The organism is Metabacillus litoralis (assembly GCF_020524045.1).
In the GTDB taxonomy this organism is placed as follows: Bacteria; Bacillota; Bacilli; order Bacillales; family Bacillaceae; genus Metabacillus; species Metabacillus litoralis_C.
On record NZ_JAIVKL010000002.1, the window covers coordinates 85,483 to 98,528 of the forward strand.

The 13,046-nt window shown below is 33.4% G+C and carries 12 protein-coding genes; 4 read left to right on the forward strand and 8 right to left on the reverse strand.

What is annotated here, in order from left to right:
* Positions 1 to 275: 275 nt before the first annotated feature.
* Both LC076_RS03830 and LC076_RS03835 read right to left on the reverse strand, forming a co-directional pair.
* The gene (locus LC076_RS03830) at positions 276 to 1,658 is read right to left on the reverse strand and encodes an L-cystine transporter (RefSeq protein WP_226666326.1); all 1,383 of its coding nucleotides are present in this window, start codon (positions 1,656 to 1,658) and stop codon (positions 276 to 278) included.
* Between the two features lie 425 nt (positions 1,659 to 2,083).
* Complete coding sequence (locus LC076_RS03835) at positions 2,084 to 2,299, reverse strand: hypothetical protein (protein WP_226666329.1); 216 nt, start codon at positions 2,297 to 2,299, stop codon at positions 2,084 to 2,086.
* 674 nt (positions 2,300 to 2,973) lie between these two features.
* Between LC076_RS03835 and LC076_RS03840 the strand changes: the two genes are divergently transcribed.
* A complete protein-coding gene (locus tag LC076_RS03840) occupies positions 2,974 to 3,198 on the forward strand; it encodes a Spo0E family sporulation regulatory protein-aspartic acid phosphatase (protein WP_226666330.1) in 225 nt (74 codons plus the stop codon).
* A 38-nt stretch (positions 3,199 to 3,236) separates the two neighbouring features.
* Here LC076_RS03840 and nikE read toward each other — a convergent pair whose 3' ends face one another.
* Genes nikE through nikA form a run of 5 tightly spaced genes read right to left on the reverse strand, consistent with a single transcriptional unit; the run spans position 3,237 to position 8,324 of the window.
* Positions 3,237 to 4,061, reverse strand: a complete 825-nt coding sequence (gene nikE / locus LC076_RS03845; RefSeq protein ID WP_226666331.1) for a nickel import ATP-binding protein NikE — start codon at positions 4,059 to 4,061, stop codon at positions 3,237 to 3,239.
* Positions 4,062 to 4,089: 28 nt separating this feature from the next.
* The gene (gene nikD, locus LC076_RS03850; RefSeq protein WP_226666333.1) at positions 4,090 to 4,920 is read right to left on the reverse strand and encodes a nickel import ATP-binding protein NikD; all 831 of its coding nucleotides are present in this window, start codon (positions 4,918 to 4,920) and stop codon (positions 4,090 to 4,092) included.
* 12 nt (positions 4,921 to 4,932) lie between these two features.
* Entirely contained in the window at positions 4,933 to 5,766 is an 834-nt protein-coding gene (nikC, locus tag LC076_RS03855) for a nickel ABC transporter permease subunit NikC (RefSeq protein ID WP_226666335.1), read from the reverse strand.
* A complete protein-coding gene (nikB, locus tag LC076_RS03860) occupies positions 5,763 to 6,707 on the reverse strand; it encodes a nickel ABC transporter permease subunit NikB (RefSeq protein WP_226666336.1) in 945 nt (314 codons plus the stop codon). Before nikB ends, nikC begins: the two co-directional genes overlap by 4 nt.
* A gap of 21 nt (positions 6,708 to 6,728) precedes the next feature.
* Positions 6,729 to 8,324, reverse strand: coding sequence for a nickel ABC transporter substrate-binding protein (gene nikA, locus LC076_RS03865; RefSeq protein WP_226666982.1), 1,596 nt, complete (start codon positions 8,322 to 8,324; stop codon positions 6,729 to 6,731).
* A gap of 252 nt (positions 8,325 to 8,576) precedes the next feature.
* On the opposite strand from nikA, the gene LC076_RS03870 reads away from it, so the two are divergent.
* A complete protein-coding gene (locus LC076_RS03870) occupies positions 8,577 to 9,635 on the forward strand; it encodes an FAD-dependent oxidoreductase (protein ID WP_264191411.1) in 1,059 nt (352 codons plus the stop codon).
* A gap of 248 nt (positions 9,636 to 9,883) precedes the next feature.
* Here LC076_RS03870 and LC076_RS03875 read toward each other — a convergent pair whose 3' ends face one another.
* Positions 9,884 to 10,495, reverse strand: coding sequence for a TetR/AcrR family transcriptional regulator (locus LC076_RS03875; protein WP_226666338.1), 612 nt, complete (start codon positions 10,493 to 10,495; stop codon positions 9,884 to 9,886).
* Between the two features lie 146 nt (positions 10,496 to 10,641).
* Between LC076_RS03875 and LC076_RS03880 the strand changes: the two genes are divergently transcribed.
* Both LC076_RS03880 and LC076_RS03885 read left to right on the forward strand, forming a co-directional pair.
* Positions 10,642 to 11,529 (forward strand): ABC transporter ATP-binding protein, encoded by an 888-nt coding sequence (locus LC076_RS03880; RefSeq protein ID WP_226666339.1) that lies wholly within the window; start codon positions 10,642 to 10,644, stop codon positions 11,527 to 11,529.
* Entirely contained in the window at positions 11,526 to 12,335 is an 810-nt protein-coding gene (locus tag LC076_RS03885; RefSeq protein WP_226666340.1) for an ABC transporter permease subunit, read from the forward strand. The genes LC076_RS03880 and LC076_RS03885 overlap by 4 nt, the downstream gene beginning before the upstream one ends.
* Positions 12,336 to 13,046 lie beyond the last annotated feature (711 nt).

The window sequence follows — 13,046 nt, forward strand, 5'->3', positions numbered from 1 at the left end:
ACTAGTCCAATTCTATCGTTAAAACATTAATAGATCTTACAAAACTAATAGTCCCTTTTTCTATATAAATGCTTATTTTTTTATCAATTTTTAAGCAATAAGTTGTTTGGTTTGTACATTTATAGAAGTTTTACGAGCAACTGCCTGTTGCTGTAGTCGAAAAGTAGAAACATAGTTTTTTTTATATGACAAAGATAACTGAAAAAGGCATTTCCTGTTCGCGATTAAACAAGAAATGCCTTTTACTATTTATTTCTTAAACTGTTAATCAAGTATTATTCAACAACACTTTGACTCTCATCATTATAAGTGGTTATATCCAATTCTTTGGTCGCTTTACTCGTTACAATACCTGCTGTCATACTACCGCTAACATTTAGTGCTGTTCGGCCCATATCAATTAACGGTTCAACCGAAATTAATAAGCCAGCTAGGCCAACAGGTAGATTTAATGCAGACAATACAATTAATGCTGCAAAGGTCGCTCCTCCACCAACTCCTGCAACACCGAAAGAGCTAATAGCAACAACTGCTACTAATGTGAAAAGAAATGAAGGAGAAAATATATCGATTCCTACTGTTGGTGCAATCATAATCGCTAGCATTGCTGGATATATTCCAGCACATCCATTTTGACCAATGGTTAATCCAAATGACCCTGCAAAATTGGCTATTCCTTCTGGAACACCTAAATTATTAGTTTGTGCTTTTATATTTAAAGGTAACGTTCCAGCACTTGTTCTCGATGTAAAGGCAAAAGCAAGTACAGGAAATGACTTTTTCACATAAGTTATAGGATTCAAACCAACAATTGCTAAAATAATTAAGTGTATAATAAACATAGCTATTAAAGCTGCATAAGATGCCAAAACAAACTTACCTAATTTCCAAATAGCCGTGTAATCACTAGTCGCTGTCACTTTTGTCATTAACGCTAAAACCCCATATGGAGTAAGCCTTAAGATCAGTGTTACCACTCTCATGACAATCTTATAAAATGTCTCAACAAGATCAGCAAACTTTTCTGCATATTGAGGCTCTTTTCGTTTTACACCTAGAAAAGCAATTCCCAGGATCGCTGCAAAAATAACGATAGAAATTGTTGATGTTGGTCTAGCTCCAGTTAAATCCAAGAATGGATTAGTGGGAATAAGTGATAAAATTTGTTGAGGAATCGTTAAATCTTCCACTGTTCCTACCTGTTCTTCTAACTGTGCGGCTCTTCCAATCTCAGCTTCTCCTTGTTCAATTTGAATAGCTTCTAAATTAAAGATCATCGCAGAAGAAATACCAATCGCCGCAGCAATTGCAGTTGTACCAATTAATGTACCTAAAACCCATCCACTTATCTTCCCAATATTATTTGACATCTTTAGTTTCGTAAAAGCTGAAAGAATCGAAATAAATACAAGAGGCATAACAATCATTTTTAAGAAAGAGACATACCCTGTTCCAACAATATTGAACCATTCAACTGATGTTGAAACAACCTCTGAATCAGTTCCGTATATAAGTTGAAGAACGATCCCAAAGATGATACCTATACCTAACCCTATAAACACTCTTTTTGAGAAAGAGACATGCTTTTTCTGCATACTATATAATCCAACAATAAGTGCAAGCATGATGATAATATTTATTATTGTAAAAATAGACAACCTTAACACTTCCTTCTTCATAAATAAAAAATCATTATTTCGAAATATTACCACCATAATCCCTATAAGTAAAGTCGGATTAACTAGAAATTAAATAGTTTATATTATACGTATAATCTAAATCTTCTAACTTTATATACAACTGGATGATAAGAAGTTTATGGCTTGAGGCTTGTGGAGGATGAAGGATCGGTTTAAAACAAGTAAAGCAAACAGATATCAAGAATCTTAATTTGTAGGTCTAATGATTCTAAGACCTTACCAATGATTACACAATGGAGCATCACTAAAGTTGAAGCAGCGTAACTATACCTTCATCCATTCTTCGGTTTCTATTTTATCAAAATCCTTATATCCCAATCTCTTTGAAGTCCTTTACATGATTAAATTGAATATACATAATAGCATGGGGGTCATAAATATCCCTAAAATAAAGAACTAGGAATAACAAAATATCTTATCTTTGGAGTAAGTAAAATAGTGTCATTTAATTTTTCGTTTTTATCTTTCCAGCTTATATTCAATATGTATTTATCTTTTTTGTTACCAAATGATTGTGTTGTATAAAGATATTCAACAGGTTCCCTTTTTATAATCACTTCATTTCCATCCCAGTCATGAATAATGTTACCGTTTTTCATAAGAGAAACTTTTTGAATCGTAATTTGCTTATCTTGTTTAAAATAGAGTTTTCCACTCCAGTAGCCCTTAGGCGAAGTTAATTCATTAGTGAAATCTGAATCCCAGTTGCCACTCTCAGATTTACCACTCCACTTAGGTGGCTGATTTATTGAATAAGAAAACCAAATTGTTAGAGTGAATAATAGTAAAAAAATGAAATGATCTTCTTCTTTTTATACAATAAATAACCCCCTCTCAATCTTACAGAACAATAGTAGTATTTTGAATAATATAGAAATAATAAATAATTATTTTCTCCAATAAATAGACGAGTATTTTCAGTAAAAGTTACACCTAGCTTTTATTAACCCACAACTAGTAAACTTTGTTGTTGCTTTTCCTAAGAGGTATTTCTCTCTGCTTCTTCCGTGGAAGCCTCATGTCTTTCACTACATTAGCGATCAACATTAAGCTTATACATAGCCTAAATATTTAGAGCCTTTTACGGAAGGATAATGGTAAATTACCGACATTTTAAGATACAGTTTTTCTTATTTTATAAAGGCACTAATTTAAATGTATGTTAAATTCTTGACGAATTCATGCAAAGCACACAAAAGCATTTACATCTTTGGTTTTATTTGGTAATATAATTCTCTGAATCCAATAATCTTTAATTAAAGGAGTTTTAAAGGTGAATAGCACAATCTCTAAATACTCTACTAAGGAAACTGAATTGAAAAATAAAATTACCTTCCATAAACATGAGCTAATAGCAGTAGGAAAAACACTCGGCTTAAACCACCCTCTAACCATTTCTCAAAGTCAAAAATTAGATAAGTTAATCTATCAATATCAAAGAATGATTATGATTTCTAATGAAGAGGACCTACAAAATAAAAAGAATCCATTTTTTTGAAAAGATATTTAAAATGGATTCTTTAATTTCATGCCATATTAAGTTGTCTCATATTTAATCCTAATTGAACGATTCCTCGGATGCTCTGCTAGAATCGAATCTCTCATTTCTTTGACAACATGGTGCTCTGAACTGAAAAATTGACTTTTTGAATCATAAAACTCGACTAACTTCCCTTTATCTAGAATTCCTAAAGTATCACTAATCGTGTAAGCTGCCTTTATATCGTGTGTAATAAAGAAATAAGATAGCCCATACTCTTCTTTTAGCTCCATTAGTAAATCGAGTATAAGATTTTTATTAAGCATATCCAAACTACTAACAGATTCATCTAACACAATCAACTTAGGCTTTAATGAGATAGCTCTAGCAATATTAATTCTTTGCAATTGACCACCACTAAATTGGTGTGGGTATTTTTTCATGTCAGTTTCACTCAACCCTACTCTTTCCAATAAATGAATAACTGTTCGTTTTTGTTCAGCTATAGTAAGTTTTTCATAGTTCTCCAATGGTTCTGCAATAATACGTTCTGCAGTCAAACGTGGATTTACAGAAGAGTAAGAGTCCTGGAATACCACCTGAAGCTCTCGACGGATTTTGTGACGGATATGCTTATCTGCTGTATAAAAATCATGTCCCTGAAAAAGAACTTTTCCGCTTAGTGGCTGTTCTAAGCCAAGAATCACTTTTCCTAATGTGCTTTTACCAGCTCCACTTGAACCGAGCATTCCGAAGCAAGTTCCTTCATCAATAGTAAAAGATACATTTTCAAGAACTTTTTTAGATGAGTTACCCTTCCAGTCAAAAAACTTTCGAGATCCATAACTATGAGAAATGTCATTCACTTGTAATAAATTCATTTATTCACCCCTAAAAAGTCCAGCAACACTAAGCCAAATGAATGATTGTTTCATCTTCATGCAGTAGTGGACGAGCATCTAACAATTTTTTCGTATATTGATGCTGAGGATCATCAAATAACTGAAATACATCTGCCTTCTCAACAATTCTACCGTTTTGCATAACAGCTACTTCATCAGCCATTTCTGCTATCACACCAAGATCATGAGAAATTAATAAAATCGCTGATCCATATTCAACACGTATTTTATCTAAGTGATAAAGTACGGTTTTCTGATTTTTCACATCAAGTGCTGTTGTTGGTTCATCAGCAATGATTACAGCTGGGTGTGTACAAGCTGCAATAGCAATCATAACCCGTTGAAGCATTCCACCACTTAATTGAAAAGGATAAGATTTTAATAGCTTTGCAGGTTCAAGTAAATTAACATCACTCATAGCCTCAATAGCAATTTCCCTTGCCCGATTTTTACTGCATGATATATGAGAACGGATCGTTTCAATAAATTGATGACCAATCGTTAAAACAGGTGTAAAAGCATTCATTGGGTTTTGCATAATAAAGGCAATATCCTTACCACGAATTTTCCTCATCTGTTTAGAATTCAACCCGTTTAATTCTTGTCCATTCAGTTTAATGCTGCCTTCAATTGTTGTTGTTTTTCTATCAAGTAACTGAAGAATTGACATACTTGTCACAGTTTTACCGCTTCCACTTTCTCCAACTAGACCAAGTACACTTCCTTTTTTCACTTCAAAATTTATATTTTGAACAAGAGACAGTGTATCTCTTTTCGTAGAAACCTTTACTTGCAAATTCCTGACTTCTAACACATTTAACTGGCCTGCTTCCAACATGATCATTCCTTTTTAAAATCTTCGTTTCACACCGTAACGTTCTAATAATGCTTCACCTAATAAATTGAATGTAACAATGACAATCATAATGATCAAACCTGGATAAATCATTAATTCAGGATTTGTCCGTATATATGTTTTTCCTTCGTGAATCATTGCCCCCCATTCAGGTGTTGGTGCCTGTACACCAAGTCCTAGAAATGACATGGCAGATATATCCATGATCGCCCATCCCATTTCTAATGTACCCATAACAGCCAGCGGTGGTAGTACATTTGGAACAATATGTTTTCTAATAATCTTCCATCCTGAAGATCCACTTATCTTTGCAGCTGCGATAAAGTTTTGCTCTTTCAGACTAAGAACCATTCCCCTAAACATTCTTGCATAATATACCCATTGCACTAGCATGATCGCTACTATAACTTGCTTAAGACCAGGCCCAAAGATTCCTACAAGTCCTAAGATAAGAATTAGACTAGGAAAGGCCATCACTCCATCACAAAATCTCATCAGCAAATGATCAATTAAACCACCTTTATAACCTGAAAACGTACCGACAATTAATCCGATAACAATTGATGAAATAAAAATAAGCATCGCAAACCCTAATGAAATGCGTGCTCCATATAAAATACGTGACAATGTACACCTGCCAAGATGATCAGTACCTAGTGGATAATCCCAAGAAGGAGGCTGTAATTTCAATGCTAAATTAACAGCAATTGGGTCATTTGGGGCAATCCATGGTGCAATTAAAGCAATGATAAAAAGCATACTTAAAATAATCGTACAGATGGGAATAATTTTTTGATTTATAAATATCTGACGTATATTTCTTATCATTGCTTGTATCCTTCTTTCCTAGAAATCCGTGGATCTATATACATTTGAATCAAATCAACAAGTAAGTTACTAATAATAAATAAACTTGCACCAAGTAAAACATAGCATTGGATAACAGGTATATCACGGTTGAAAATAGCATCTATAAAATAACGTCCAAACCCTGGCCATGAAAAAACGGCTTCAACGATGATCGTTCCAGTTAGCAATTTCCCAAGGTTCATACCCAGTCCAGTAATCATTGGCGAGATCGCAATTCTTAATACATGTTTTGCCATAATAGTTTTCTCATTAATTCCTCGTGTGCGAGCATAAAGAACATATGGCTCTTCTAAATTTTCAAGAACACTAGCACGTAACAATCTTGTATAAATCGCAATTAACGGGAAAGCGAGTGTTACAGATGGCAGGACAAGATGCTGCCAAGTTCCTATTCCTTCAACTGGAAAAAGATCAAGTTTGACAGAAAAGAACAAAATCAGGAGGTAACCTAACCAAAACGACGGTATAGATGCCCCTAAAAAGGCAAGAACTCGACTAAAGTGATCGATTGCGGTATTTTTCTTAACCCCAGCAAGAAAACCTAGAGGGATACTAACAAATACTGCTATAAACAAACTACCTAAAGCTAGTTGAATCGTAGCAGGTACCCGGGAGATAACCTCATCCCAAACAGGCTTATTCGAAACATAAGATATGCCAAAATCAAATTGGCATATCCTTTTGATAGAATTTAGATATTGTATAATAAATGGTTCATCTAAACCAAACTCCTGACGCTTTTGTGCTAAATTCTCATCCGTCGGTTGAATATGGGCAGCCGTTAAATACGCCTCAGCAGGGTCGACCGGTGAAAGGTGTATCATCCCAGTTGTAAGCAATGTTGCTAAAAGAAAAACTGGAATAATTGAAACTATTCTTTTCAAAATAAAGGTACCCATAAAAAACCTCCTGCTAACTTACTACTTAATGCTAATTCCTGTAAATGGGTGTTCATCACGATTAGCAGGAAAAGTAAAGTTCTCCACATCTTTTTGATGAATCGCTACTTTCTTAATATACGAAATAGGAATAATTGCTCCCTGGTCTTGTATCGATGTCAAAATAGACGAATAAAGCTGTTGTCTCTCATCCTCATCTGTTGTTTGAGTGACCTTAGAAATTTGTTTCAAAATGTCTTCCTTATTTGGATACGCTGAAATTGCTTCATTAAATCCAAATCCTTCTGATGCAACAATATTTAAAAATGTGTGCGGATCATAAGGAGCTCCGTAGTTACTAAAGAAATTAATATCAAATTTATTTTCTTTAAATCGTTGAACTTGCTCTGCTAGTTCAACCCCAACAATATTTAATTTAACACCTATCGCTGCCCACTCTGATTGAAGAGCTTCTGCCATTGTTTTTTGAATCATTTCTGCTGAATCATACATTAACTCAACTTCCAATAATTGTCCATCTTTTTCACGGACTGCTTGACCTTCAGAAAGCTTCCAGCCTGCTTCGTCTAACAATGATTTCGCTTTTTCAACATCATAATTTATCAAAGTTGCATCGATGTTCTTCGTGTACGGAAGATTTGTAGGTAAAATATAGTCTGCTTTTTCTTCGTAACCAGATGTAACACCTTCAACTAGTGCTTCTTTATTAAAAGCGTAATGTAATGCTTGACGTACTTTTTCATCAGAAAGCTGCTTTTTCTTTGAATTAATGACAAGCTGTCTTGTTGCAACTGGCTCTGAAATACTTGTTTCATATTTATCAGTTGAATCTAACTGTTTAAAAGCATCTAAGCTAATTGTACCTTCACCATAAATAAGATCAATCTCACCTTTTTCAAATGCAAGAACTCTTGTTTCAGAATCAGGAATAACTTTCACTTTAATGCTTTCCTCTTCTGGCTTTTCACCCCAATAGTTTTCATTACGTTTGAAAATAGCATATTCGTCTACTTTATACTCATCTAAAACCCAAGGACCTGTACCAACTGGCTCCTCAACACCTTTTGACGTATCACCATCTTCAGGAAAACCTGCTTCACCTAAGAAACGAACTGGTCGTACAACTGCCAACTCCTGAATTGTTGGGTAATATGGCTCAGTTAATGTCATTTTGAATGTCAATTCATCAACTGCTTCTGTTTTTTCTATTTTTGAAAGAAAACCTAACCAACCATGCATATCAATCTTATTTAAAATTGTATCAAAGTTTCTTTTTACAATTTCTGCATTAAAGCTAGTTCCATCAGAAAACTTCACATTTTCGCGTAAATGAAATGTGTATTCTCTTCCATCATTTGAAATCTCCCAAGTCTCTGCTAAATGAGGTTTTAGCTCTCCACCTTCTTGGTAGCTAACTAATGGTTCATACACCATTGACTGAGCAAATAATTGCGATGGGTTATAAACATGGGGATTCATTTCCCCTACATCTCTAGGCCAAGCAAATGTAAGCATATTGCGATCTTCTTTATCTTCAGAAGATTTAACATCATTGCTAGTAGCACTAGTACACCCAATTAATACTGCTGATAAAATAAAAATCAATGTTAATAACATAATCGTTTTTTGTCTATGTAATCTATTAAACAATTTTTCTTCCCCCTACACCTCATTGATAATCATTTTCAATGATAATTGTAGTGTCGAAAGTTGTCAATATAATAATAGGAATTTTCTTTTAATTTCAATACCTTTCTCCTAGGATTTTTTTCATTTTTAAAAGTGGTCTTTATAGTACTCTACTCGATTATTTAACATTCATAAGGGTATGTATTAAAATAACTATAAAGAAAAATTGGAGTGATCATTTTGAGTCATATATTACTAGTTGGTGGTGGTCATGCACACCTTACAATTCTTCGATCACTACTTAGCGAAAAGGTTTCTCACAAAATTACTCTCATTTCCGCATCTACATATCAATATTATTCTGGTATGTTTTCAGGATTTACAGAAGGAGTATATCACGAGGAAGAAATACGGATTAATATACAGCAGCTATGTCAACGTGCTTCCATCGAGTTTATCGAAGACACTATTGTTACAATTGATCCTATTAAAAGAACCGTGATCGGAGAATCCGCTACAACTTACACATTTGATATTATTTCATTTGATATTGGATCCAATGGAAAAGCATTTAATGGAAATAGAATCAAACCTAATTACCTATTTACTGAAGAAATTTCTATGTTTCGTTCTTCAGAAGCACCAACGATCATTGGTGGAGGTGCGGCTGGAGTCGAACTTGCTCTTTCTACTTTAGCATGGCGAAAAGCTCATACTATGAAAGGTGATGTGACGTTGGTTAGTTCTTCACCATTACTTTCCACATATGGAGATAAAGCATCTAAAAAGATAAAAAACATCGCATTGCAAAAAGGCCTTAAAATTCATGAAAATGAACGTGTAGAGAATGTACGAGCTACAACCATTGTGACGAAAAACGGAAGAGAAATTCCTTATACACAAATTCTCTCTTTAACTGGTCCTACCGGTCACAAACTTTTTCAACATCTATCACCAACGGATAATGGATTTTTACAAGTAACGGACGATCTTAACCATCGAAAATATCCCTTTATCTTTGGTGCAGGTGATTGCATCACCTTAGAAAGTAATCCTACATTACCGAAAAATGGTGTCTATGCTGTAAGACAAGGACCAATTTTATGGGAAAATATAAAAAACTATCTAAGTGCAGAGATTTTATCAACCTTTAAACCTCAAAGAAAGTATCTTTCCATATTGTCAACAGGAAATAAACAAGCCTTGCTTACCTATGGAGATATCATCCTGCATGGAAAGCTACCATGGAGATTGAAGCATTTTATAGATAAAAAGTTTATAAACCAGCACGAAAAATAAAAGACTGATAACACATTTTAATAACAAGTTTGTTTTTAGTCAGAGTATACTTTTAAGCCCTTCAGACTGATCAAAACGCTTGACTTTCAAGACACGAAGCCTTGTGAGGAGCGAAAGCGGAGTTATCCTGTTAGGTAATGATCACTCTAGCAAGGTGAGTAACAAAGAAAGCGAGTTTGACAACATTCGCATTACAAAGGTTTTGCACATGAAAAGCTGTTCATACTTCAGATGAACAGCTTTCTCTTTTATCTATCTCCATCCTCTACTTTTCCCGCAAGTCCATAGAAAAATAAGTTAAGTAAATCCTCAATATATTTTTCCTCACTTTGATATGAGTTACTCATTTTCAGAAGCTCCTCTGTTTTATCACTAAAAATATTGATATAAAACAGAATCAATGACGCAGGAATATCTCTTTTAATTTCGTTTCTTTGTTTTGCATTATCAATCATTTTCACAACAAGTGGTAGAACTCGAGATGAGTAGATTTCTTCTACAAATTTCTTCATTTCTGGATTTTGAAGCATGATTTCATTTAATTTATTTGCAGAAAACTTGTGAACTGTTTCTTTTTTTTGAAACATAATATAACGTATAGTCTCTTGAAATGTATGTTCAGAATTTGAAATGTATTGTTCATATTCTGTTAATGTATCAACATAATAAGATTTAAGCGCTTCATTAATTAAATCATCCTTGCTTCCAAAATAATTATAAATGGTCACCTGAGATACTTTCGCAGAGTTGGCTATATCTGTGATCCGAATGTTTCTTGGTTCCATATTACTTAATAATTCCAACGTTGTATGCTTAATCTTTCCTTTTATTTTCTCTGCTCTTTTTTCAAATCCATTCATTAACAATCACCTTTAAACTTTAGTATTTATGAAATATAACAATTAATATATTTCATTATATCATTGACTTCATGAAAAAATAAAATTAAAATATATGTAATAAAAACTTTAATTTATTTCATAACTTTTTTTGTTGAGGTGAAAAAATGATAAAGGTTCATAATCTTACACAAACGTTTTCAAATGGAAAAGGTATTTTTGATGTATCGTTTCACGTTAAACAAGGTGAAGTATTTGGTTTTTTAGGTCCTAATGGTGCTGGAAAATCAACAACGATCAGACATTTAATGGGATACATGAAACCGCAAGAAGGTTACGCAAAAATTAATGGGGTTGATGCTTGGAAAGAACAAGGAAAAGCTCGAAGCATGATTGGTTATCTCCCAGGCGAAATTGCTTTTTTAGATGGAATGAATGGGTTAGATTTTATCAATATGATGATAGGTATGCAGGGTGTTTCAGACTTTAAAAAGAGAGATGAATTAATCGATCGTCTACAATTTAATCCCAAAACACCTATACGCAAAATGTCAAAAGGGATGAAACAAAAGGTAGGAATTGTTGGGACATTTATGCACAATCCCGAAGTTTACATTTTAGATGAACCTACTTCAGGATTAGATCCCCTAATGCAAAAAACATTTGTAGATCTTGTATTAGAGGAAAAAGCAAAAGGTAAAACATTTTTAATGTCTTCTCACAGTTTTTCTGAAATTGAGAAAACATGTGATTCAGCAGCCATTATAAAAAATGGAAAGATAGTGACCATTAAAGATATTCATGAACTTCAATATATGCAGCGGAAAGTATTTGATGTGACACTTCAACACATAGAGGATATTCAAAAACTACAAGCTTCTAATCTACTAATTGAATCGATTGTTGGAAATGTTGTTCGTGTGGCTATACAAGGAAATTATAATGAGTTTCTCAACGAAATTTCTCAATATCCAATTACTAATATGAGTGTTGGAAATCAAAGTTTAGAGCAAGTGTTTATGAATTATTATGATAGTAAGGAGGATTCAAAATGAATATTCCTCTATACAAACAAATGCTCAAATCAAATATTAGTACATTTATTAGTTTTGGATTTGGTTCGGCAATTTATGTGATTTTAATGACTTCTTTTTATCCAATCATCGCTGAACATACAGATAAAATTGATGAATTTATTAAGCTATTTCCAGATGCTTTAAAGAAAGGCTTGGGCTTAGAATCACTAGGATCTTATGGACAATTTATTTCAGTAGAATATTATGGGCTACTTTTCCCCATCATTTTAGGCATATTTAGTGTAATGACTGCTGTCCAACTTTTAGCAAAACTTGTTGACCGAGGATCAATGGCTTACCTCCTTTCCACAAAGGTAACACGAACACAAGTTGCTTTAACACAAGCCATGGTGTTAGTTACTGGTTTATTGATTATCATGACCTTCACTTTTTTAGGAGGATTAGGTGCTGGTGAAATTCTTCTAGATGATAAGTATTCCATTGCTTTTAAAACTTTTTTCCAAATCAATATTGTTGGATTCCTTCTCTTTTTTGCAGTTGGGGGATATTCATTCTTGATTTCGTCAGTTGTAAATGACCAAAAACTAGCTTTAGGCATAGCCGGTGGTCTGACCTTCCTTTTTTATGGCTTAGACATGATCGGTAAGCTAAGTTCTGAGTTAGAATGGATAAGAAAGATAACGATATTTTCTTTATATGAACCTAGCGCCATTTCAAGTGGAGAAGCAAATGTATTTACTTCTGCTTTAATATTGATTGGTATTGGGCTAGTCACCTACTTTGCTGCGATAATGATTTTTAAACGTCGTAACTTACCAATATGAAGGAAGTATCAATTATGTTCATAAGTCCAAGAAATTGCAAAACCAACCAATCCTATAACCTAAAAAATAAGTTTGGGACATAAATATTTAAGCTAATGATAAATCCGAGTTATTAGGTGATATTTCAATTAACTAATTTCCTTCTCATTCGGGTCTTTATTTGCTGCCTTCAATGGATTTTGTGATTATGCATACTATTTTAAAAGAAAGACTATGTTAAAGGTAAATGTTGCAACGAAAGTACTTAACCACATATTAAATATATCTACTATCATCATTTATATTTGAAATGACGGATACTTATCTAGCTTAATCCAATCAATATTAGTATAGAGCTCTATTAAAGTGCTGTTTACCGAATTATCCTTTATGGTCTATTATGGAAATAAAGGATATGAGAGGCTGTGTGCTGAATTGAAGACTATCATTCAATCATTAGGTATTTCCTTCATCATTCATTTAATTTATATAGTTGGAACTGTGGTATTTGGCTATATAAAAACAAGAAATTATAAGCCTGATATTGAGAATCAATGAAAAAATATCGAAACACTTCAAAATGAAGTCGCTTTCGGGGTAGTAGGTTCACCACTGTTTTTTCTATTAACCTTCATCGGAGTAGCATTAATTATCGGATTAATAATCATTACCTATGGGAAGTTTGTTGGTTAAAGTGAATTAACTTTACCAGTAACAATGAGGCTAGGACAT